This window comes from Paenibacillus sp. TY11 (genome assembly GCF_059772165.1).
Map to the genome: position 1 here is coordinate 75787 of NZ_JCBAIQ010000020.1, position 24671 is coordinate 100457.

Annotated in this window: 16 protein-coding genes; 13 read left to right on the forward strand and 3 right to left on the reverse strand. The window is 38.8% G+C overall.

What is annotated here, in order from left to right; all coding sequences use genetic code 11:
* The first annotated feature begins 288 nt into the window (after positions 1 to 288).
* The 4 genes from AC6EJC_RS20550 (at position 289) to AC6EJC_RS20565 (ending at position 7150) form a co-directional block, all read left to right on the forward strand.
* Positions 289 to 1533: a S1C family serine protease gene (locus tag AC6EJC_RS20550; RefSeq protein ID WP_444955561.1), complete on the forward strand. Its 1245-nt coding sequence runs from the start codon at positions 289 to 291 to the stop codon at positions 1531 to 1533.
* 49 nt (positions 1534 to 1582) lie between these two features.
* Positions 1583 to 3502: a stalk domain-containing protein gene (locus AC6EJC_RS20555; RefSeq protein WP_444955562.1), complete on the forward strand. Its 1920-nt coding sequence runs from the start codon at positions 1583 to 1585 to the stop codon at positions 3500 to 3502.
* Between the two features lie 260 nt (positions 3503 to 3762).
* A complete protein-coding gene (locus tag AC6EJC_RS20560; protein WP_444955563.1) occupies positions 3763 to 4203 on the forward strand; it encodes a GNAT family N-acetyltransferase in 441 nt (146 codons plus the stop codon).
* Positions 4204 to 4639: 436 nt separating this feature from the next.
* Positions 4640 to 7150 (forward strand): U32 family peptidase, encoded by a 2511-nt coding sequence (locus AC6EJC_RS20565; protein ID WP_444955564.1) that lies wholly within the window; start codon positions 4640 to 4642, stop codon positions 7148 to 7150.
* Between the two features lie 119 nt (positions 7151 to 7269).
* Here AC6EJC_RS20565 and AC6EJC_RS20570 read toward each other — a convergent pair whose 3' ends face one another.
* Positions 7270 to 7725, reverse strand: a complete 456-nt coding sequence (locus AC6EJC_RS20570) for a GtrA family protein (RefSeq protein WP_444955565.1) — start codon at positions 7723 to 7725, stop codon at positions 7270 to 7272.
* A gap of 14 nt (positions 7726 to 7739) precedes the next feature.
* Positions 7740 to 8771, reverse strand: coding sequence for a glycosyltransferase family 2 protein (locus tag AC6EJC_RS20575; protein ID WP_444955566.1), 1032 nt, complete (start codon positions 8769 to 8771; stop codon positions 7740 to 7742).
* 188 nt (positions 8772 to 8959) lie between these two features.
* Between AC6EJC_RS20575 and galU the strand changes: the two genes are divergently transcribed.
* Positions 8960 to 9841 (forward strand): UTP--glucose-1-phosphate uridylyltransferase GalU, encoded by an 882-nt coding sequence (gene galU / locus AC6EJC_RS20580; RefSeq protein WP_028542106.1) that lies wholly within the window; start codon positions 8960 to 8962, stop codon positions 9839 to 9841.
* Positions 9842 to 9923: 82 nt separating this feature from the next.
* On the opposite strand, the gene AC6EJC_RS20585 is transcribed toward galU, so the two are convergent.
* Positions 9924 to 12380 carry an O-antigen ligase family protein gene (locus tag AC6EJC_RS20585; protein ID WP_444955567.1) on the reverse strand — a complete coding sequence of 819 codons (2457 nt, stop codon included), beginning with the start codon at positions 12378 to 12380 and terminating at the stop codon, positions 9924 to 9926.
* Between the two features lie 293 nt (positions 12381 to 12673).
* On the opposite strand from AC6EJC_RS20585, the gene AC6EJC_RS20590 reads away from it, so the two are divergent.
* From AC6EJC_RS20590 to AC6EJC_RS20625, 8 genes are all read left to right on the forward strand, one after another.
* A complete protein-coding gene (locus AC6EJC_RS20590; RefSeq protein ID WP_444955568.1) occupies positions 12674 to 13594 on the forward strand; it encodes an NAD-dependent epimerase/dehydratase family protein in 921 nt (306 codons plus the stop codon).
* Between the two features lie 298 nt (positions 13595 to 13892).
* The gene (locus AC6EJC_RS20595) at positions 13893 to 15044 is read left to right on the forward strand and encodes a class I SAM-dependent methyltransferase (protein WP_444955569.1); all 1152 of its coding nucleotides are present in this window, start codon (positions 13893 to 13895) and stop codon (positions 15042 to 15044) included.
* A gap of 525 nt (positions 15045 to 15569) precedes the next feature.
* Positions 15570 to 18788 (forward strand): glycosyltransferase, encoded by a 3219-nt coding sequence (locus AC6EJC_RS20600; RefSeq protein ID WP_444955570.1) that lies wholly within the window; start codon positions 15570 to 15572, stop codon positions 18786 to 18788.
* On the forward strand, positions 18785 to 19573 hold the full coding sequence (locus AC6EJC_RS20605; RefSeq protein ID WP_444955571.1) for an ABC transporter permease: 789 nt from the start codon (positions 18785 to 18787) through the stop codon (positions 19571 to 19573). The genes AC6EJC_RS20600 and AC6EJC_RS20605 overlap by 4 nt, the downstream gene beginning before the upstream one ends.
* A gap of 75 nt (positions 19574 to 19648) precedes the next feature.
* Positions 19649 to 20926, forward strand: coding sequence for an ABC transporter ATP-binding protein (locus AC6EJC_RS20610; RefSeq protein ID WP_444955572.1), 1278 nt, complete (start codon positions 19649 to 19651; stop codon positions 20924 to 20926).
* A 12-nt stretch (positions 20927 to 20938) separates the two neighbouring features.
* Positions 20939 to 21907 (forward strand): glycosyltransferase, encoded by a 969-nt coding sequence (locus AC6EJC_RS20615; RefSeq protein ID WP_444955573.1) that lies wholly within the window; start codon positions 20939 to 20941, stop codon positions 21905 to 21907.
* Between the two features lie 39 nt (positions 21908 to 21946).
* On the forward strand, positions 21947 to 23899 hold the full coding sequence (locus AC6EJC_RS20620; protein WP_444955574.1) for a hypothetical protein: 1953 nt from the start codon (positions 21947 to 21949) through the stop codon (positions 23897 to 23899).
* Positions 23900 to 23927: 28 nt separating this feature from the next.
* On the forward strand, positions 23928 to 24671 hold the full coding sequence (locus AC6EJC_RS20625) for a sugar phosphate nucleotidyltransferase (protein WP_444955575.1): 744 nt from the start codon (positions 23928 to 23930) through the stop codon (positions 24669 to 24671).

The following is a 24671-nucleotide window of genomic DNA, read 5'->3' on the forward strand; positions in this document are numbered from 1 at the left end:
ATTTCCGACAATAAAACTAAGATATAATGTGATGGTATCACAGTTGGTTATGCCCGTAAACGAAGGAAAGCTCCAAACGGTATAACGATTATTTATCGTTTTTGCTTATTTTTTTGATATAAGGATTTGGAAAATTTATAATATAAATAGTATGAGAGGACAGGTAGGTGGCAAACGGCGCTTTTTAGAAAAAGATAGGGCTTAAAGCGATTGTATGCGTGTCCCCTCTATGGTAGATTTGGACTAACTGATAGAACAGGGTCTTGTTAGAGAGGAAATGGTGAGTATATGCGTAAGATGGGGAAAAGGGTGGTTGTTCTGGCTTTGGGCAGCGCTCTATGTGTTTCTGGAACGGCAGGTGCAGCCAGCAGTGGAACTGCGTTAAAGGCCAAAGTCATTAATGGCGGGGTCTATGTTAACGTAAGCGATATGAATAAGGCATTAGGAACCAGCGGCGCGTATAACAGCGCAAATGGTACATATACGTTATCGGCCGGTCGTGTGCCGCAGGTCGTTAAAAATGTATCTCCTTCAGTGGTCGGTATCATTGGCCGTTCAGCCACGGGAGAAACCGTAGCAGGAGGAGATCGATACAATCTGGCTCACGGAACAGGTGTCATCATTCGGACAGATGGATGGATCGTTACGAATGCACACGTTATTGAAGGATTAGGTGACGCGGTGGTTGTAACTTCGGACGGAAAATCTTACGGAATCACCGACAGCTACAGCGATCCGGTCAGTGATTTGGCATTAATTAAAATCAAGGCAAGCGGCCTCAAACCCGCTACCTTGGCAGCTTCTACGAACAGTCTACAGGTAGGTGAACAGGTGGTGGCTATCGGTACGCCTATATCCTTTTCACTTCGTAATTCGGCAACCTCGGGTGTCGTTAGCGGGCTGAACCGTGGTGTCAACGCTGCTTATCGTTTGATCCAAAGTGATACCGCGATCAATCCTGGTAATAGCGGCGGTCCGTTGGTCAACCTCAAAGGCGAGGTCATCGGGATCAATACAATGAAATTCTCGGCGGTTGGGATTGAAAATATGGGCTTTTCGATTCCGTCGGATACGGTGAAATATGTCATCGGTCAATTTTTTAAATATGGTGAGGTTCGGCGTGCTAGTCTTGGACTAGGGCTGGAAGAGAGTTGGTCAGCTATCGTCGGATTACCTACCGAGGACCCTTTGAAAGTCACGAAAATTACTTCAGCCAACGCCGTTCAGGCCAAAATCAAAGAAGGCGATGAACTGTACAGTATTAACGGTAAGCGTGTAGCTTCCGCCATCGACGTCAATGAGCTGCTTAAAAACTATCAACCAGGTCAAACGGTGAGTGTACTTATGCAGTCGGACGGTGATATTGTGAAGCGCAAGCTGGTACTGACACAAGATAATGGTGAAATCTATGAATCCATTCAGTCTGGAGAAGATCTTGAAGATTCGAATGAATCGGAAGCCGCTGAAGATGGCGGTATAGCGCGTTCAAAGGATGCATCGGAGTCAGCTCAAGAGGCTGCTACTGGAAAGTGAACGATAACGGCACTTGAATCTATAAAATAAAGCTAAAGGGAGATTTACTGTGAAGCATATTCAAAGAAAAATGATGCGTAAGCTGGGGGTCGGCGCTGTCGCATTGTCCCTTCTGCTTTCCGCTTTGCCAGCAGTTGCAGCAGATCATGATAAAACCAAAACCATGTTGGAATTGCGCTTGCAAAGCGGCAGCAATACAGCCATCGTGAACGGCCAGAATGCCAATATTACGAAGCCATATTCAAAAAGTGGTGCACTGATGGTTCCGGCTGGTGTGTTTAAAAAGGCATTTAACAGCAAAATTCGATTAGCTGAAGATAATGTGGTCAAAATCACCAGCGGAACTCGTATCGTATCGCTGACCATTGGTAGCCGTACAGCTTGGGTGAGAGGTCACAAGGTGACACTTCCGGCTCCACCGGAAATGTCATCAGGTATCCTGATGGTGCCTTTGCGTCAAGTAGCAGAAGGGCTTGGCGGTAAGTTGGAGAAGAATGGTGCAGGAATCATCATTCGGATGGAAGCGCAAGAAGAGGCGGGCACGGTAGCTGAAGAGACACCGAACATTGATAATGATGAGGGCAAGACGCAGATCGGGAACAGTTACTATGACTGGTCTATGAACTATCCAACAGGACTCGTCATCGGTCAGGGAGGTGGAGATGAGAGCATTTCCACATTTATGGATGAGAACAGTGCGTACTATATGGAAGTGCACACAGCGCCACAGCCGGTTCCACTGAATGCGGACGATCTGCTGCAACAATTGGTACAGACGGCCAAGGAAACGGGCGAAACTGTTGTAGATCGAAAATCCTTCCCGAAAGCGAAGGTGCCTTATGCTCGTGTCATTACGAAGGATGGGGACGGCGTATTGTGGGAAAATCGTCAGTACTACGATAACGGACGACTGTATGTGATTTATTTTTCCGATGCTAAAGCAACGAACTATAAAGATCTGAACCAGTATGCGGGTCTGTTAAATTCCTTCAAGACCTCCTTTAATGCGCAGGATAAAAGTATTAAAGACTTGTCCACTGTCGTAGGAGGCACACGCGAGGCCGGGAATCCGGACTACGGTGTGTCACTCAGCATACCCGCAGGCTGGAAAATGGACGATCAGCGGATGCAATACGAGAGCAATGATGGATCGAGCTTCCGCGTGAAAGTAACCTCAGCTCCAGCGGATGGAAAATTGGAGAACTGGGGTCAGCAACTGCAAAAATGGTTGAGCGATTCATTTGTGTCCACAGCTTATGAGGCACAGAAGACGTATCCGCTGGAGGTTGCAGGCATTCAAGGGTTGGTGCAGGAGTACCGCTATAATTTTGGTGATGAATGGGTCAAGGAGTACAATGTGCTGATTCAGCAAAATGGATACCGCTACTTGGCTGAATACGCGGTGCCTGAAAAAGTAAGTAAAGGAAATGACCAGTTCAACGCGCTCATTTCCTCGCTTCAAATTGATTTCCAAACCGTAGCGAGTAACTTTGGACAGTTGGAAGAAGACGACTATCTAACGGACAAAACGAAAACGGTCAAAAAGACGTCTAAAGCCTATGAATATACGGTGAATATCCCACGGTATTGGACTGCGGTTAGCGATCAATTTGAATTGGGCGATGTAGAGTACCAATTTACCGGAGGAAGTTTTTCCATCAAAATCGACAATGACCAATCATTTGAATTAACGGTGTCCCAGCTCAAGGACTTCTACGATAAGCAAGCAAAGAACTATAAAAACCTCAAAGTAGAGGAGGTTAAGGACGTAACGTTTGCTGGTGTTCCGGCAGTGTCCTTTACATTCCATCGTATAGAGGAAGGCATTGGCTATACAGGCCGCCAATTGGTGTTTGAACGTGACGGAAAAACGTACACCGTAACAACGACATTGAACGATGCGAACAACACGGCTGTACAGTCTAATGCTCTGGATTCGACGCTGAATTCGTTTAGTTTTGTGAAGTAGAGAGTGTGGGTAAAAGATTACGAGGTATGGTGGGAAGAGGCTACGCGTGCCATTTGATTCTACGATCGCTGTTGACCCGGGATTCTTGGATTGTATAAGGACTTAATAGTAAGAATCCCAGGTCAAAGGCGAACGCTGACGCTTCTTCGGATTCAAATGTCCCGCTTCGCTGGCGCCCGCCAAATACCACCAATCTTATAATGAGTGAAGTAAGCACTAGGGAAGTCTATACGGATTTCCCCGTATAGGAGGAATCCAAAATGATTACGCTAAAAGCAGTCGACAAACATAATTGGGAAGCATGTGCCGAACTTAAACCGACACCTGAGCAAAAAAGATTTATTGTATCTAACCTTTTTTCAATTGCGGAACGTCAGTTTTTAGATGGATTTTTATCTAAGGCTATTTATAAAGATGACGTATTAATTGGTTTTACGATGTTTGGTTTAGACCCGGATGACGGAAATTACTGGGTTTACCGATTTATGATTGACGAAAGATTTCAAGGTCAAGGTCATGGTTACAATGCAATGTTGCTGGTTATCGACGAAATAAGGAAAGCCAGTGATAGGACTGATGTTATAATGATTGGATATAAACCAGACAATGAGCTAGCTAGAAAGCTATATAGAAAATCAGGTTTCAGGGAAGAGGGAATATCACCCTGGGGAGAAATGCTTGCGAAGTATAGGTTTGTCTAGTCAATAATAGGATGACTCACCTCCAAAGTACCGCTCGACGGGATTGGAGGTGTTTTTTGTGTGTTTTTAGTATTATATTTTTAAAGGAATCGCTTGGAAAGTGTAGAAGCTTGGGGCGCAGTCTGGTACACTAGATTAGTTACAAGATAAGAATGATTCTGCCGCAAATGTTCGTGATGCGGATTTTTTGAGTTGGATGTAATTCATGCGAGGAACCGATGGTTCAGCGTGTGAATGATCGGACAAGATAATAGAGACAGATAGGATTTAAAAATGTGATTCTTAGTAGGCTTCCATTCCCCTGACTAAACATGATCAGCTTTGGAATGAGTCGATGGAACATTCATGAGATTACCAAGTAAGCAGCGTAGCTGCCCTGAAAACAACGATTATCCAATAGGGGATCATTCGTTTTCAGCATATGGGGAGGACAAAGATGAAATCAGCAGTACGAAGAGAAGATGTAGAGCTTCTGGCACCAGCCGGTGACTGGGATTGTATGCGTGCGGCGGTGGCGAATGGGGCTGATGCGATCTTTTTCGGGGTGGAAAAGTTCAATGCACGTGCACGAGCGAATAATTTCCGCATGGAGGAACTGCCTGAAATTATGGCGTTTTTGCATAGCTATGGGGTTAAAGGTTTTTTAACATTCAATATACTGGTATTTGAAAACGAGTTGGAGGACGCTAAGGAGCTGGTCGATGCCTGCATTGATGCCGGAGTCGATGCTTTAATTGTTCAGGATATGGGCTTGGTGAAAATGATCCGCGATATTTCACCGGATTTTCCGATCCATGGTTCTACCCAAATGACGATCACCTCGCCGGAAGCGGTAGAGTTTACAAAGCCGTACAATATGGAACGGGTTGTGCTAGGACGTGAAAACAACCTGAAACAGATTCAAAAAATAGGCGATCAGGCGAGACTTCCAATGGAGGTTTTCGTACATGGAGCGTTATGCGTATCTTATTCTGGCCAATGCCTGACTTCAGAAATGTGGGGCGGCCGCTCTGCTAACCGTGGTGAGTGTGCACAGGCATGTCGTTTGCCTTACGATCTGATGGTGGATGGGGAGCAGAAACCAATGGCAGATGTGACGTATCTGCTGTCACCTAAGGATCTGGCAGCGATTGACTTGATGCCTGAACTGATCGACGCGGGTGTTGTTTCTTTTAAAATTGAAGGGCGACTGAAAACACCTGAATATGTGGCGAATGTGGTCAGCAAGTACCGCAAGGCCATTGATAAGTATTTTGATGGCGATACGTCCAAGACGAGCAAAGAAGATATCCGCGAACTGCAGCAGAGCTTTTCACGCGGCTTTACGCACGGTTTTCTCGAAGGAACCAATAACAAGAAGCTGGTTGACGGTACGTTCCCCAAAAGCCGTGGGGTGTATCTGGGCCGAGTGGAACAAATCCTTCGTGATGGCGTAGTGTGCCGTATTGATGCACCGCTGAAGCGTGGCGATGGGATTGTATTCGATGCGGGAGATCCCACGCAAAAAGAAGAAGGCGGACGCGTATATGATATCCGCCGCAAGGGCGTGAAGATTGAAGGCGAAGCCGGAGAAGGCTGGATCATCGACATCGTAGCGGGACGCAACGATGTGGATCTGCGCCGTGTGCACGTGGGCGACCGCATTTGGAAGACCAACGACCCAGCGCTGGACAAGCGTTTGCGCCAGTCGTACGACACCGACAAGCCGTACCGGGTCTTCCCGGTACATGTGCGGGTCAGCGGCTCCCCAGGGCAACCGCTGTCGACATGGTGGACCGACGTGCAGAAGGGCACAACGGTCCGCGTGGACTCCGAGCTGGAACTCGAAATTGCCCAGAAGCGTCCGATGACGCATGAACTGCTCGAGGAGCAGTTCGGCCGACTGGGCGGAACGGTGTTCCAGCTGGAAGAGCTGGACGTCCATCTGCATGGGGACGTCATCGTGCCGATGCGCGAGCTGAACAGTATCCGCCGTCAGGCGGTGGAATTGCTCGCGGGCGAGCGCCCCAAACCGCCCGTGTACACGAAGCGGGCGGTAGAGGTGTATGGCGATGCATCGGTTCCGGCATCGTCTGTGGCACGCGGTCAGGCAGAGTTGACCGCGCTGTGCCGCAGCCTCCCTCAGGTTGAGGCTGCGCTCGAGGCCGGCGTGGAGTTCATCTACGCCGACTTCGAGTTCATCAAGCAATTCCCGGCAGCCGTAGAGGCTGTACACGCCGCAGGGCGCCGAATTGCGCTGGCGACCCCACGTATTCACATGCCGGGTGAAAATGGCTACCACAACAATATCCTGCGCCTGAAGCCGGATGCTGTGCTGGTACGCAATCCAGGGGCACTGTATTTCTACTTGCGACATCGCTTGGAGAACCCGGACGCACATCATCCGCAATTGATTGGTGACTTCTCGCTGAATATCGCCAACCACAAAGCGGCTGATCTGTTCCTGGATTCCGGCTGCGACCTGGTTACACCGTCGTACGATCTGAACATTCAGCAAATGGTCGATATGCTCAGACGCACGCGTACCGATAAGCTGGAGATCGTGATCCAGCAGCATATGCCAATGTTCCATACTGAACATTGCGTATACTGTACCTTCATGAGTGAAGGCACAGACTACACCAATTGTGGACGTCCGTGTGAGGACCATCGCGCATCCCTGCGCGATCGAATTGGTATGTCTCATCCGGTCCGTGTGGACGAAGGCTGCCGCAACACGGTATACAACGCGATTGAGCAATCCGGCGCCGAATACCTGTCCAACTTCCTGGAGCTGGGCGTGTCCCGTTACCGCGTGGAATTTTTGGAGGAGACACCGGAGCAAGTGCATGAGGTTATTGATCTCTATAACCGTGCCCTGCGCGGAGAAATCAGCGGAACACAAGTATGGAAGACGCTGAAAGCAACGAATCAGTTGGGTGTTACACGTGGGCAGCTGGTGAAGTAAAAGGATGCTATAGGTTATCACAGTTATTTATTTTAATATTTGAACGTAGAAAAAGAAAAAATAGGGTATGTGCGTTGAAAGCACATACCCTATTTTTATCAATAATTTCATTTAAACTACTAAGAATCTCGTATCGTTATACTTTTTGGGCTTTCGTTTTTTTTAGAAAAAACAATGAACTTTTGTCCGACATAATTAATTAAAGTATAAAAGATATTCCCGATTAGGATGGACAGATTGCCTAAAATTGCATTGTTTTTAATACTCAGACTTGAGATCAGGAAGTGGCTGATTAGATAGCTGAGACAATACGATAGTAAATAGCATATCAATATGATAAAGACAAACTTCAAAATGGTCTGTCCATGGCTTGCATTGTTTTTGAAAGTAAATCTTTTGTTTAAGAAATAGCTTACAGTAGCACCTACAGAATTACCAATAAAGGTCGATAACCAGTAGTTAGTCCCTAAAGTATTAAAGAGCAAGAACATGACGGACATGCCGCATATTGTATTTAGGACACCTACGACAAGAAAACGGAAAAAGCTATTCTGAAATAAAGTCAAATTAGTCACCTGTTCGCATCTGTTTAGTGGACAGCCACAGCTTCCCTTTCACTATTTTTCACTTTTTTTGTGTTTTCAGTATCTAGGGTGCTTTGGGAATCTAATAGGGTCTCAATAATATATTTGGGTCTTTGTTTTACCTCTTTATATATTTTACCGATATATTCGCCAATGAGCCCCAGTGCTACAAGTTGCAGACCACCTATAAACCAGATGGACAACATTAAAGAAGACCAGCCCCAGACAGTGGTTCCAAGGAGCTTACTAATAATGGTATACACAGCTATTAATAAGCTTATGCCAAACATTGCAAAACCTACAGCTGAGATAAGCCGGATTGGGGTTATACTAAATGAAGTGATTCCATCGAAAGCAAAAGCGAGCATTTTCTTTAAAGGATATTTGGATTCTCCTGCAAAGCGTTCATGTCGATCGTAATAAACTTCAGTAGACTTATAACCTATTAACGGAACTAGACCACGTAAAAAAAGATTGACCTCTTTAAAGTTGCTTAATTCCTGAAGAACTCTTTTGCTCATTAAGCGGTAATCCGCATGATTGTATACAATATTGACTCCCATTTTACTCATAACACGATAAAAGCCTTGGGCTGTTGAACGCTTGAAGAATGTGTCGGTGGTTCTACTTTTTCGAACCCCATATACGATGTCATAACCTTCTTTGAACTTTATTATAAATTCTCGGATGGCATTGAGATCATCCTGCAGGTCAGCGTCAACGGATATCACACAATCAGATGTCTCTTTAGCCTCCATTAACCCAGATAATAGGGCGTTTTGATGGCCGGCATTTTTCGCCAACTTGAGACCACTGACAAAAGGATTTTTTAGATTATATGATGCTATGATGTCCCATGTTTTATCACGGCTACCATCATCAACAAACAACATTTTACTATGTTTAGAAATGAGCTGGCTCTCTGCCAACTCCTCAAGAATGACCGTAAGTCTGCTTATAGTTTCAGGCAGTACCTCTTCTTCGTTATAACAGGGAATAACTAACGTTAAAACAGGGTTACTGATTATTGAATCCAAAGAACTCTCTCCTCAAATTTTGGCATATCTGGTACTCAAATTTCTATCTTTTTTGATTTATAATATGGTTTACTTAAATTATATAACATTGCAATGACTAAGTGCTATAATAAACTATTAGCAATTTACAAACGTTACTCGAATTATTGAATAATTTAGTAAGTTTTGTTGAAAAGGAGTTTTAACCTATGAAAATCCGTAAAGCGATTATTCCTGCTGCGGGATTAGGAACCCGGTTCCTTCCTGCTACAAAAGCGATGCCTAAAGAGATGCTTCCCATTGTAGACAAACCAACAATTCAATATATTATTGAAGAGGCTGTTGCATCTGGTATAGAGGATATCATTATCGTTACTGGTAAAGGCAAAAGGGCGATTGAGGATCATTTTGACTACTCTTTTGAGCTGGAGCATAATTTGACTGCGAAGGAAAAATGGGACCTGCTCAATGAAGTACGTAAACCATCAGAGATGGCAGATATCCACTATATTCGTCAAAAGGAACCCAAAGGGTTGGGGCATGCCATCTGGTGTGCACGTAAGTTTATCGGTGACGAACCTTTTGCCGTCCTTTTAGGGGATGACATCGTTGAGTCTGAGAATCCGTGTCTCAAACAGATGATTGACGTGTTCGATGAGTATCAGCGTTCTGTAGTAGGTGTAAAACAAGTGGATTGGAACGAGGTACATCGTTACGGCATAGTTGAGGGTCATGCACTCACTTCCAAAATCTCTGAGGCGGAACGATTGGTAGAAAAGCCAAAGAAGGAAGAAGCAACCTCCAACTTGGCGATTATGGGACGTTATATCTTGACGCCTGATATTTTTGATATCCTGGGTCAGCAATCTGCGGGAGTAGGCGGGGAGATTCAGTTGACGGATGCATTGTCCAAACTGGGAGAAAAGAATCCGATCCTGGCCTACGAATTTGACGGGAATCGCCATGACGTTGGCGAGAAATTGGGATTCATTGAAACTACTATTCATTATGCTCTGCAGCATAACGAGATTAAGGATGAAGTATTGGCTTATATGAGACAGGTTATTGAAAAGATTGATCAACAAAAATAGACATCTCACCCAACCTCACTTTATTAAAATAAGAAAGAGACTACCGGATGATATAACATCATCTGATAGTCTCTTTTTTCTACTATTTCTCCGATTTTAACTGAGCAATTTGCTCTTTTTCCGTCGGATCAGCTTTTATTAGTTTATCGTACAATGCTTTGTCATCCTGCCCTTGCTTTTGCAGAGCGACGATATAATATCGAGCAATCTCACGATTTGTAGGGTCGCTCAGGTCGTCTTTCAAGCCGTTTTTGAGGATGCTTGCAGCCTCAGCAGGCTTACCTGACATGAATTCAATTTTTCCAGTGCTGAGCGCAATACCTGGAGTTACCTCAAAAGTACGTGTCAATTGAATTTCAGGTGGAACCGTCTTAATATGAGCTACCCCATCCAGAACCTTCTGATAAGCAGCAAGGCCTGCTTGGAAATATTTCTGCTCCTTGGCGGTGTCCTTCTGTTCACGTGCCTTATCACCAATAGAGTAAGCTTGAGTAATCAACATATTGTACCAGTCATTGTCCCATTTGAAGTTGGAAATGTTATTTTCCAAAATACTGAAGGCTTGCTCATGCTCACCTTTTGCTTTTAAAAGGTTAACTTTGGAGTTATACATGATTTTATTATACGGTTCTGCCTTCAGGCCCGTATTAAGTACCTCTATTGCAGCGTTATAAAATTCCTCTTTTTTCGTTTGATCATACACATTCTTGTACAGTGCAGCCAATCTTATAACCGAATCCGGGTGCGTAGGACGAAGTTCAAGATCCTTATTAATGGCACTTTGGATTTCCTCAAAAGATGTGCTGACCGCCATGATCTGTTTGGCATATGTGGCAGCATTGGCCGATTGCACGAAGCGGAGACCTGCAAAAAGCACCACAATGCTTAGAATGCCGATGACTGCACTATACATGATTCGGAAACCAGAAGTGCTCATGGACAAGCGTCTAAGAGGTTTGCTGTCCATAGCAGCAGCCATACCACCGAGACTCATAAATACCAGTATGCCCATGAACACGTAACTCAGATTAAAGTCTAGCAAGCTATGAAGTAAGATCGAAAGCGCCAAAATGAGATACAGAAAGTGAGAATCCCGATCTTCATCATTTTGTCTAATATAGTTACGGATATATTTGTAGAAAATATATAAGATAAATGACATGAAAATTACAAAACCGAGAATACCAACTTCAACCAGATACTGCATGAAGAAGTTATGGGCCTGACGGCTTGTGTAAGGATAATCTTGGTATTTCTCGTATAAAGTAGCCCAACCGCCGCCGCCGGTGCCAATAACAGGATGATCTTTAATCAATTTGGCAGCATCCTGATAGAATACAAGTCGTTCCAGTACACTATGCTGCCGGAAATTGATATTTTCAAACCGGACCTGGACGTTTTCTGGTAGTACGCTGCGCAGGCCAGTTCCAATAAACAGAAAAGCCAGCAAGCCAATCACCACAACTGATCCGACAGGTAGCCACAGGTTGGATAACTTGCGGGAGGCCCATCCTTTGAGGGCATTTTCCAACTTCGGTGCCAGATAACGTTCAACAAGCCACAGTACGACAGCTACAGCCAGGGAGACCCCAATAAGTAACCCCCAAGCCTTCGCAGCCTCTCCGCCGTTGTAGGTCTTGTTGAGTTGTAAACCCATATTTGTAATTGGTGCCAAGATAGATATTGACGCTACACCAGCAATGGCACAATGCAAAATCCATATAATCTGACGTGCTGGTTTAAAGAAGAGCAAGAGCAGTACGAAAACGACTGGCAACATAACCAGACCGCCCCGTGACAAGGTCAGGAATAACGAGACCAGAATAGGTACCAACATGAAGCCGTGAACTGCCTTGCCATACCATAGTTTTGATTTCATCAGACAGAAAACGGCAGCGAACAGGAAAGCCATTAGAAAGGCGGCATATGTATTCGCATATTGAAACACTGATGTCAGCCGGAGACCATTTGTATCTGTCATAACTGCATTGGTATAACGATACTGATACACATATTGGGTAAACCAGCCTACCAGCTTGCCGGCAAACACCCACTGTCCAAACCAGTTAATAAAGCCAAAGCCTACAATGACATAAGCAACAGTCATAATCAGATTGTGAATAATCTTATTGCCTAAGCGATCCTGGAGTAGATAGATTGAGATGATAAACAGAGCGGCATATATGCACTGTACCACCACCATATTCATGGCCAGATAATGCGAAGCTGCTGAAGTCAGTGAAAGCACATAAGACAGGGGAAGCAGCAGTACTAATACAGCCAGCCAATCCCTTTGCTCTTCCAGCTTGAATTTCTTATAATAGGTTACGATTCCTAAAATCAATAGAATCGTACTGATGATCAAAGCCCAATACAGAGGCTTCTCAAAGTCGAGCATTTGACCATTAAAAAGCGCAGCCTGGAAGGGGGCCCAAGCTAAAAACAGAATCATGCCAACAATTAACACCCAAAACATAGCCGGCCTTTTATCGTCACGGGTCGACGTTTTGGCCTGTTTCCCGTATACTGGATTCGACAAGGTTTACAATCTCCTTTTCTTGTAGATACGTCAACATTTTAGCATACCCTTTTAAAAGGAACCAGTTTACTTTCGAAAAGAGTGACTGGTTTGAAAAATTAATTAAAAAGCCTGTTGGTTAAGCGTATCTCAAATTATTGTGCATAGGAATATGTGAGGATGATACCAAATACACCGCGATACGGCTTTAAGATTGATTCTAGATGATTTAAGTATAATTTAATGAACAATTTTCGGTATACTTTCGTGATAGTTAGTTGCTAAGCATATTGTTAGGATCTTGGAGGAATACGATGAAAAATGTATTGATTGTTGGATGTGGGTACTTGGGGTCACATATAGCTAATTATTTTGATCAGCAGGGATGGAATGTGAAAATAGCGGGCAAAAAATCTTTTTACGTGGAACATTTAGTTTCTACAATAAATTTTTACGAGATGGATATTACAAACTCTGATTTAATAAACTCTATTATTGAAGAAAATGACATGGTTATTTATGCTGCTGGTTCAATTAATGCTACAAATAAGTTTGAAGACATAGCGCAGGATGTGAGTGAAAATTATTTATCATTTATAAACCTTTTAAATGAATGTTCTAATAAAAAGATCAGTAAGTTTATTTTTTTATCCTCTGCCGGTACTGTATATGGGGATACAGATAAAATAGCAGAAGAAAATGATTGTTTGAATCCTATTAATATATACGGACTGCAGAAAGTTTACTGTGAGAACCTAATAAAAATTAAGCATTATGAATCTAATAACTTACCCTATGTGATTCTCAGAATATCTAATCCATATGGCGGAATTCAAAATCCACATAAAAATCAAGGTATTATTCCTGTCCTTATTGACAAGGCTTTGTATAAAGAGCCTTTTACTTTCTGGGGAAATGTAAATTCTCTAAGAGACTTTATTTATATTGATGATTTTCTTGCTGCAACTTACTTGTCAGCTACTACTCAAATAAATGAAGTCATTAATATAGCCAGTGGAACGTGTACATCTATTCAAAGAGTAATTGATATTGTTCAGCAGAGGGTAGGTGATGTAATTAAAATAGTTTATAAAAAATCCAATAATAAGGTTCTAATGAATAATCGTATTAATAATAGTAAGTTGATTCAATTGACGGGTTATTCTCCATTGACTTTAATTGAAGATGGAATATTTAAAATGATCAAAAAAAGCAATATATATGACAAAATGTAATTATGAAGTACGACATGAATTGAAAATAAATATTATTCTAACGCAGTAATCTGGGGAATATTTCATTGAAAATGTTTTTTTACACATCATGATTGACCGTCTGCTTCTTCAGGTATAAAGTTTTTCAGTTCAATTTATATAGTATAGGCTTGAGAACAAAGGGATCTTACTTGCTTCTATATTATTTTTAATGATACCATTAGGTTTAGTTTTTTTTGTTATTCGTGTATTTCTAGGATTTTTTTATAAGATCTACGTTTTTATTCCAAAATATTTTAGGAGGCCATGAGTAAACATTATGAAATATACAGGTGAAAGGTTTATTCCAAATAGTGATGGTGTAGAAATAGAAGCTGAGCATGTTCACCGGTATACAATAATTTCTGATTATTTGAAAGGCATGAATGTGTTAGATGCGGGATGTGGTACCGGTTACGGCTCTCTTCTTATTTCACAATTAGCTAACACAGTTGTTGGCATTGATATTTCAAGCGAATCTGTTGAATGGTGCAATGAACGCTATGCTACTCAGGAAAATTTGTCCTTTATACAGGCTTCACTGGAAAGTCTCCCATTTGAGGACGGGGAGTTTGATTGTATCGTAAGTTTAGAAGTGATTGAACATGTGGATAAAAATATACAGGAATCGTTTTTGAAAGAAGCTAAGAGAGTTCTTAATGAAAATGGTGTTTTAATTATTTCAACACCTAATAAATATATATATACCGATAAAAGTGGTTACCATAACCCCTATCATATTCATGAATTTTATCCGGAAGAGTTTAAAGCTTTTTTGTATCAGGAGTTTGGTGCTTTAAAAATATACAACCAATCATTGTATGCTGTATCTAGCATCTCTGATGAAAATCCAACGGACCATGAGGTTCGAATGTTGAAAAAAGCAGATCTTGATTCGACAGGGAAGTACATGGTAGCAATCTGCGCCAATAATGTTGAGTCACTATCTGTATTTAATTTGAACTCTGTTTATAAGTATGATAATCCTCTAGGTATAAATATCTCTTCATTATATACAGCCGTTGGAGAAGGATTATATTCTCAAGAGCATAAAAAAAGTGGGATTTTAATTGTGGATGAAACGAATCAGTTTTCTGTGACTTTTGATATTTCTGGCAACGAAGGAATAAAACAATTTAGATTTGATCCAATTGAAGATTGTTTCTGCATATGCAGCATTGAGGAAATATTGACGGATGGGCTGATTGAATCTTCTGTGCCTTTAAATGCCCTAGAATATCATAGACAAGGATTTCTGTTTATGAATATTGATCCTCAATTTGAATTAAGAGGAGTATTTGAACAAGCAACATACATTACTTTGAAAGGATATTTCAAGGTGTTAAGTCAAGTAGAAGTCAGCGAATTTGTTGATATTTTTTATAATAAAATGATGAACGCTATTAACGCTAGCAATAACACAGAAAGTTGAAATCCTATATATGTTTAACATAAAAGTGAAATTGTTAATAGATGTTTTATATGATATTGAGGTGCGACGTCCATTGGATATAAAGGGGCTCATGGCCTGATTTGTGTAAAATGAAGTTATCACATATCATTTATATTTGGGGAATCAGATCATGAATTTCACAACTTAGCATAACCAAAAGTAGAAAGCTAGAAGTCCTTTACAATAAGGATAGAGCGCCATTGTACAAGGCGAGGACAGCTCTGCCTATAGAGAACGCTTATGGGGTGGTAGCTATTGAACCCTATAGGCAAGTTCAAAACTGCGACCATTGATCGGGGGCAGTTATCGGGAATTGGAGTCTGTGCACGGATACAGGTATATTTTGAAGTGTCCTCAGCCTTTTAGTAACACGTATCATGAGAGAGACAACAATCTACTTTGGAAGACCTTACCCAAGGGAGATAAACATTCAAATTATAACAAAGATCAAAATGAATATTATGAAGAAAAGCGTTGGGAAATAATTTTAGTGGTGGTGTTTAGATGCAGGTAAGTGTAATCATAGCTGTATATAATAGGGCTTCTTTGCTTCCGGATCTATTAGAACAGTGGAGAAAGATAGATGAAGTTACGAAATATAAATATGAACTCATTTTCTCGGACGATGAATCGTCTGACAATTCAGTATCTATTTTAGAAAATTTCGAAGATTTACCTATAAAAGTGTTGTCTAATAAGCATGGTGGGGCTTCTAAAGCTAGAAACCATGCGTATCAGCATGCCACAGGAGAAATTGTTATTTTTACAGGCGATGACATATTTCCGACTTTAAATTTTGTGAATGAACATTATGAAACCTATTTAAAAAATGGAAGTATGTACGCTACATTGGGTTGCATTGATTGGCGAGAAGGTATTAGGATGAACCATCTAATGAAACATATTACAGATATTGGGTGTGAACAATTCGGATTTGTTGGTATGCGTCCATTTGAGATTGTTGATTTCCGGCACTTTTATACTTCTAATATTAGTGTAGCTCGTGAGCAATTGGAACAATTGGATTGTTTGTTTGATCCAGCATTTAAAAAATATGGTTTTGAAGATATTGATCTAGGATACAGGCTTCATAAAAGAGGGATTGAAATATTTTACAATCCTAATGCTTTAGCCTATCACGATCATGTATATGACAGTGTGGAAAAATTTTGCAAAAGACAGCAGTCGGCAGGAGAAGAATTAAATACATTTAAACAATTACATCCAGAATTAAATACCGAAGAAATCAAATTTAATATAAACGAGTTTCATGAGAAATATTATAATTATATGAATTCAAATAAAGTTATAGACTTTGTAGGAGATACAGGTAGATTACTTATATATCTAATGATGCAGTTTACCAAATTATTCGAATTGATTTTGCGAAAAAGACAATTTAATTTGTTAAAGAAGATTTGTTCAAAGTTTTATTCTATTATATTCAGTTATTATATGTATTTAGGGCTTGCATATGGATATAATAATTATGAATTTGGACCGAAATATAAAGCGCAGAGATTTACTTTTAGATATTTATTTTTTGGTAAAGCTCAAGTTTTCTACGATAAAAGTAATCATTTCTCCGAACTGAACGCTGTCACTTTTCATACTGTCGGAGAAAAAAATATAATTTTAAAATTGGATATACCTGAGGAGAATGTTGGTAGAATTCGGTTGGATCCTCTAGATAATATCTGCAAAACAAAAATCGACTATGCTATAGCTTATCTTAATAATGGAACAAAAGAAAAAATTTCGTTCAATTATACTAACGCTAATAATTACAAAAAAGGAATATATTACTTTCATAGGCAATTTGATCCTGTTATTATAAGTGATGTCCTTCCTGCTAATACAAAATCGGTAGAGATCAGTTATAAAATAAATTATCTACTCAGCAAACGTATTTTAAAAAGAGGGTATCATTTATTAGGCTTCACAAAAAAAATTGTAAAAAAGGTATATTCACTTCTGACGGAAGAGAAAAAAAATAAACTGGCAGATTCAGCAAATATAAATTCGGCTGAAATGAGGAGGAAAATATGGATCACTATTAAATGCTCTAAAGATCAAAACCTCTCTCATATGCTGAATGAATACAGGGAAGTTTGTTCTAATTTATTAGATGTTCATATCGATATTTTAAACTGCTTAGAAAATCAATATATAGAATTTGTTTACGATTTAATGGATACCTCCAATCGTATGGAAAAGAATCAATTTCTTAATGCAGTTTTTTGTTTATCACAATATAATTGTGATTTTGTGATAGTATCGGATAGTTTGGAATATTTTCCTGTTATGCACGGATTTTCTGTTCAAGACTCAATTTTATTATCTAGACATTTGACACCTTATGATGCTTTCAGTAAGAATAATGGGGGAGCTATAGGGAAGTTTATACGTCTTCCTGGGAGTAAACGCATCGAGAACGAAATCAATCTTACATTAGAAATTCCTAATTTAAAGATGTTGGATAACAACACCCTTTTTATTAATAAACCGCATGAATTATTTTGGAATAATCAATTAAAAGTACAGCAAAAAAGTAAAGAAAAACTAACTGTATTTGTATTCACGGTATTTATGGCAGTTGGCGGTGTAGAACGTAATACAATAGAAATTATGGAACGCTTAAAGGGCTCATACAATTTTGTCGTGATTACATTTGAAGCACATCGACCTGAGCAGGGAAGTTTATTTTATCAAATTGCTCAAATGGGGTTAGATTATTATGATTTTGCTGAGATGGCTACATTTGATAAATACAATTATTTGCTTGAAAATTTAAAATTGGTTTATGATCCTGATTTGGTCTGGATATGTAATAGCTCCCCTTGGACTATGGAAAATGCAAGCGAATTGAGAAAGATATTTTATAATATCCCTATAATAGTACAAGACGTATACGATTATGAATATGGTTGGATTGAGTATTATAATCGACCTGTAATTCATTCTTATGATCGATTTATTGCAATTAATAAGAGAATCGAAGAAAAATTTATCCATACGTACGGTATAAATGCTGAAGATATAGACTTAGTTTATTCTGCAACGGATACAGAGAAAATAACATTAACAACTGAAAGTTATTCGCGTGCAGATATACTCAATCAATTTGATTTGGATCCTCAAAGGATGTATTTTGCTTTTGTTGGTCGATTTACTGAGCAAAAGCAGCCATTAAAGTTACTGGAACTTGCTAAGTATATTGTTGATTCTCACCATAATATTGATTTTATAATGGTGGGTGATGGAGAATTATCTTCGAAAGTAGAAAAATTAATTGAAAGCTATAACCTGCAGAGTCGTATACATCGGATAAAGTATATTTCAAATGTATCTCAATTTATAAAAGCTATAGATGGGCTATTTATTGCATCCATTTATGAAGGGCTCCCCATTGTTACAATTGAAGCTATGTGTGTAGGAACACCTATTTTCTCAACAGATGTAGGAGATGTTTCGATATTTGTTGAAAAAAATAATATTGGAATTATTTCAAAGCAACATGATCTTAATACATTAAAACAGACATTTGACATTTTTTATTCTAATCTTCATTTATATAAACAAAATTCATTAGATTGCATCTCAGAAAATGTTGATTTTTTCTCATCGAAAAGAGCTGCAAGCTTGATGAATCAGTCATTTCAAAAAGCTATTGGGAAATATCATTCTGAGTCAGGGGAAGAAAAGGAGAGAGTTATGCTTTGAATATAATTCATGATCTGTGGAGAAATAGACATCTTCTTATGAATATGTCTAAAAGTGATTTTAAGAATAGATTTTCAGGTTCTTACTTCGGTGTGGTTTGGGCAATCATCCAACCGCTTATGACAATTTTGATTTTCTGGTTTGTTTTTCAAGTTGGTTTTCGTGCTCAACCTATCTCAAACGTTCCTTTTATACTCTGGTTATGTGCAGCAATGATTCCATGGAATTTTTTTTCTGATGCTATTATTAATTCAACGGGAGCTTTTACAAGTTATTCGTTTGTAGTTAAAAAATTGGTTTTTAAAATAGGTTTATTACCTTTAGTAAAAGTTACAGCTTCTTTTTTTCTGAATATTGCCTTTAATATTTTTTTGATTCTAATTTATAGTCTGTATGGAGATTTTCCAGGTATTCATTTGCTTAGTATTATATATTTCAATATTTGCTTATTTGCACTTATTACCGCGCTAGCTTATTTTCTTTCTACGCTCAATGTGTTTTTTAGAGATACCACACAAATCGTGGGTATATTACTCCAGTTTGGTATTTGGTTGACTCCAATCATGTGGGAGGAATCGGTAATTCCTGAAAATTTAAGATGGCTTATAAAGCTGAATCCTATTTACTATATTGTTAATGGATATAGAGACGCTTTAATTAATAAAATTTGGTTTTTTGAACACCCGACGCAAACTTTATATTTTTGGGGAGTGACTATGATTCTAGCAACGATTGCCCTTACGTTTTATAAGAAAATGAAATCTCATTTTGCTGATGTTTTATAGTTGGCTTATTGATAGTGACTTATTTAAGCTGAACAACAGAGATAGTTTTTGTGAAAACATGTAGGAGGTACAGACTTGGAAGAATGTTTAATTGATATAGTTGATCTGTCCAAAGTATATAAGCTTTATAATCAACCACTGGATCGTGTGAAAGAAGTGGTGAGTATTAGTAAGAGAAAATATCATAAAGATTTTCATGCAGTAGACAATATTTCATTCAATGTAAAACGTGGAGAAACAGTTGGTATCGTGGGTAAAAATGGGTCTGGTAAGTCTACACTGTTAAAAATGATAGCGGGAGTACTGGCTCCTACTTCTGGGAAAATTGAAGTGAATGGTAATGTTTCTGCATTGCTTGAACTAGGGGCAGGATTTAACGGTGATTTATCTGGAATCGAGAATATATATCTTAATGGTACATTGCTTGGTTATAGCAAAGAGTACGTGGACAGCAGTGTGGATTCGATTCTTGAGTTTGCAGACATAGGCGATTTTGTTTACCAGCCTGTCAAAACTTATTCTAGCGGTATGTTTGTACGTTTGGCCTTTGCAATTGCAATTAATATTAATCCTGAAATCTTAATCGTTGATGAGGCCTTAAGCGTAGGTGACATGCGATTCCAACAAAAATGTTACAGAAAAATACGTGAAGTAAAAAAGACAGGCACCGTTTTGTTTGTAAGTCATGATACGGGGATTTTGGCCAGTTTTTGCGACCGAATTATTTGGATGGACGAAGGTAAAATTTTTAAAGAAGGGCGGCCAGATAAAATACTCGACGAATACCAAGCATTTATGAGTTACGATATTAAGGAAATGCAGGCAGTAACCGTGTACAACAGTAATGAAGAGCAGACACCTGAAGTAATAAGCGCTTTATCTGGAGAAACAAGACCACAAACATTCGGTAATGGAGATGGGAACTTTGAAACTGTCCGGTTGATTAACGAGGAATCTGGAAAAGAATCAAGTATTGTTGCAGGGGGCGATAAAGTTTGTATTGATTTCACTATAAAAATGCATAAAGATGTTGATATGCCAATTTTCGGATTCACTCTTAAGGATGCTTTAGGAAATACTGTAATCGTTACAAATACACATTTTGAAAAAGTGAAATTAGAGCCTTTAAAAAAGAACCAAATTTATAGGTATCAATTTAAGTTAGAGTTTCCATACCTTCGTAACGGTAAGTATTCTCTTGACATTGCTCTGGCAACAGGTACGTACCAAGCACATGAGCAAATACAATGGATTAATGATGTTTTGATTATAGTGGTGAGAGACCCGAGACCGTATCAAGAAGGAAGAGGTTATTTAGTTCCTCCAGGGATAAAATTCGAAGAAGTTCAGTAGAGGAGAGTATATATGTTTTTTAAAAAAAAAGCTCCTATGAATCAAGATATCAAAGTTTCTGTGATTATACCTTTATATAACCATGAGAAATATATTGAAGAAGCGATAAGAAGTGTTCTCAATCAGACTTATACGAATATTGAGCTCATAGTAATTGATGACGGATCTAGTGATCGGTCACTCAGTATTGCAAGAAGTATTAATGATCCCCGTCTACAAGTTATTTCTCAAGAAAATAATGGAGCTCACAACACTATTAATCGTGGTTTAGATATGGCAACTGGAGATTATCTCACTATCCTTAATTCTGATGATATATATGAGAAAAATCGTTTAAATAAATGTGTGGATTATTTGAACTCACAGGCAAATATTCATTTGGTTTGCTCATATATTAAGATTATTGATGATGCCGGGAAAAAATTAGGTATTAAACAAGGGTGGAGAAATATGGAACCTTGGCCTGTGGCAAATAAAGAAAAATCTTTTGCTAATAGTAATAACTTTGTCAAAAATTTATTAATGTCTAATTTTATTTCTACGACAAGTAATATGGTTTTCACTAAAAAATTGTATCAAGACATTGGTGGAATGCGGAATTTACGATTTGCACATGATTGGGATTTTGCATTAAGAGCTGCCGAATATGGGGAATGTGCTCTTATCGAAGAACCATTAATGCACTATCGTATACATGGTACTAATACAATTCATACTAACAGAAAGCATATGCTGTTTGAGATATGTTGGATTTATGCAGCGCATCTTGATCGTTTCGAGGGTAATGTTATACTGATGGAAGACTCTTCTGGAATAGAGGAAATGGCTGAATCAATTAACCTACAAGGGAATGATCGGCTTCTTTGGTTGTTAAGATCATATATTAATTCAGCCCGAAAGTCAGGCATGCAAGAACCTGAGTTGAACTTTTTAGAAAATAAAATATTAAGGGAATCGTTATTCAAATATATTCAAGAATAAATTTTTTTGATTCATTTCAATTGGTACAGAAAGGTTAGGATGATGGAAAAGAAAAAAAATAATGGAAATAACATTAAAACATTATCAATTTGTATGTTCCATGTTATAAAAAAAACTTTAATAGCTAAACTTTGTATTGTAAGCATATTGCTTTTTTTAATAGGGTTGCTGTTTGCATATATAGGAGACACTAAATTTAGTGCTTTTGCGGGAACCTTACTTTGCATTTCTTTTCTGGGGCTTTATTACGGAATTATTTCCTGGACCTTAAATATTTGTGGGTTTTTCGATTTTTGGAGAAAAATTAGAAAGAAAGATATGTTGCTATCTTTTCTGGTGTTTTTTATCGTTGCTGTATTTGTATTTGCAGAAGTTAGTAGAGATAGATTTGTTTATTTCTGGGATTACGGTGGATACTGGGGTGTAACTATTGAGCAAAGCCGTAATTTTTTTATAATCCCTTTTCAGACACTACGCGACCTATATGTTAGTATCAATATTATGGAATACAATAACATTATTCCTTCTCTTTTAGCTCTCCCTATGAAAATTGTAGGAGAAAGCTTCGTTAGTTATGTCATGTTAGTTTTATTCCTTTTCATTTTTCCGATGTCTTTAGTTCTTTCTTTTTGTTTTTATAAGATTACAAAAAAGGCTGGTTGGAATAAGATCTCTGAACATACTACACTTTTAATATTATTTTCTTTTCCTTTTTTATTTATGCCACTATTTTTTGGATATTTAGATGCGACTTGCTTGTTAGCTACTTCTGTACTCTGGTTAGTTGCAATCGATTATGATTGGGGGAAAATGGATTATAGAAAATGTATAGTTATGTCACTTATGCTGATTTTAGTGGTTTTGCAAAGGCGCTATTTTGCTTTTTTCGCTGTAAGTTATATTCTTGCCTTAAGTGCATCCATCGTTTTAAAATTTTTATTTGAAAAAGAACAAAGGAAAAATCTAATTAAATACTTTATCCTTAATATGGCGTTTGTTGGAACATTAAGCTTGGGTATATTGTTGCTTCTTTTTCGAGGTTTTTTAGAGCAGAGTGTATTTAATGATTTTTCCAGGGCATATTCTGCATACAGTAATGGAAATAATTTGGACAAGTTTGGAGATGTTACAAAATCGTTTGGATTATACCTATATTCTTTTGTTATTTTAGGATTTTTAATAGGGATTATGAAAAAAGGAATACGTTCAATTTCATTATCCTTATTTTTATCTTTTATAATTACGCAAATTTTATTCTTTAGAATTCAAAGTATGGGCCCTCATCACAAATATTTATTATACACACAAATAAGCTTGTTAGTTTTAGTGGCTATTGCTGGGATATATAATTTTTTAATTCATGACACAGTTAAAAGAATCGGAGTAACCGTATTAGCTGTGCTATTCTTATTAAATTTTGCTTATACTTTTAGGTTGATCCCTTTGTCAAAAGTAGGAGGTATAATATACTCTGTAGAATCTTACCAGCCGAAGGTCAGAGCAGATATTCCTCAACTTCAATTATTAGCAAATAACTTAAATACTATGTCTCAACAGCATAATTCAAAAATATATGTGTTAGCAAGTTCAACTTATATTAATGACGATATTCTAAGGAAGCTATATCTTCCTGATGTTGTAAACTATATGCCTAATTTGGCTAGCTCATCAAATGTTGATTTGCGAGACGGTTTCCCGGTTGAATTTCTCAATGCTGATATTGTAGTAGTGGCAGACCCCATTCAATATCATTTAAGGGCAGAAGATCAGCAAGTAGTGGGGTTACTGGCAAAGGAAATAATGCAGGGACATATTATTAATAATAACTTTACTTTTTCAAAAGAGTATACTATAGAAAACGGAATAAAGCTTAGGGTTTATAAAAAAAGCAGTTCTTTTACGCAAAAACAAATTCAATATTTAAGAGGAGAATTTGATAAGATTTATCCTAATTTCCCTGAACTTTTTAAAAATCGAATTAAACAATCATAAAACAAAATTATTTAGGAGGTTATTATTAATGAAAGGTATAATTCTTGCAGGAGGTACAGGCTCTCGCCTCTACCCCTTAACCAAAGTAACAAATAAACATCTGCTGCCTGTGGGTAAATATCCAATGATTTTCCACTCCGTATCCAAGCTCAAGCAAGCTGACATACACGATATTCTTATCGTTACAGGTAAAGAGCATATGGGAGATGTTGTTAACCTTCTTGGCAGCGGTCGTGAGATGGACGTAACATTCACTTATAAAGTTCAGGATGAGGCAGGCGGGATCGCACAAGCTCTTGATCTGGCTGAACAATTTGTAGGTGATGATCAAATGGTTGTTATTTTAGGCGATAATGTGTTTGAAGATGATATTGCACCTTTCGTGGATAATTTTCGTAATCAAACCACGGGTGCAAAAATTCTTCTTCAACAGGTACAGGATCCACATCGTTTTGGAGTGGCCGAGCTTCAAGGGGAGCGTATTGTGTCAATTGAAGAAAAACCTAAAGAACCAAAAAGTGATTATGCTGTAACAGGCATTTATATGTTCGATCATAGTGTGTTTGAAATTGTAAAAACGCTCGAACCTTCAGCTCGGGGAGAACTTGAGATCACTGATGTTAACAATGCATATATTGCTAATGGAACATTGACGTATGATATTCTTCAAGGCTGGTGGACAGATGCAGGAACTCACCCATCTCTTGCGCGAGCTAATGAATTGGCTAAGGATATTGTGTTTGGTGAAGAGTTTGGAAAGCTAAAGATTTAA

Coding starts and splice junctions, on each gene's coding strand:
- AC6EJC_RS20550 (WP_444955561.1), top strand. CDS start 289: ATGCGTAAGATGGGGAAAAGGGTGGTTGTTCTGGCTTTGGGCAGCGCT.
- AC6EJC_RS20560 (WP_444955563.1), top strand. CDS start 3,763: ATGATTACGCTAAAAGCAGTCGACAAACATAATTGGGAAGCATGTGCC.
- AC6EJC_RS20565 (WP_444955564.1), top strand. CDS start 4,640: ATGAAATCAGCAGTACGAAGAGAAGATGTAGAGCTTCTGGCACCAGCC.
- galU (WP_028542106.1), top strand. CDS start 8,960: ATGAAAATCCGTAAAGCGATTATTCCTGCTGCGGGATTAGGAACCCGG.
- AC6EJC_RS20590 (WP_444955568.1), top strand. CDS start 12,674: ATGAAAAATGTATTGATTGTTGGATGTGGGTACTTGGGGTCACATATA.
- AC6EJC_RS20595 (WP_444955569.1), top strand. CDS start 13,893: ATGAAATATACAGGTGAAAGGTTTATTCCAAATAGTGATGGTGTAGAA.
- AC6EJC_RS20600 (WP_444955570.1), top strand. CDS start 15,570: ATGCAGGTAAGTGTAATCATAGCTGTATATAATAGGGCTTCTTTGCTT.
- AC6EJC_RS20615 (WP_444955573.1), top strand. CDS start 20,939: ATGTTTTTTAAAAAAAAAGCTCCTATGAATCAAGATATCAAAGTTTCT.
- AC6EJC_RS20620 (WP_444955574.1), top strand. CDS start 21,947: ATGATGGAAAAGAAAAAAAATAATGGAAATAACATTAAAACATTATCA.
- AC6EJC_RS20625 (WP_444955575.1), top strand. CDS start 23,928: ATGAAAGGTATAATTCTTGCAGGAGGTACAGGCTCTCGCCTCTACCCC.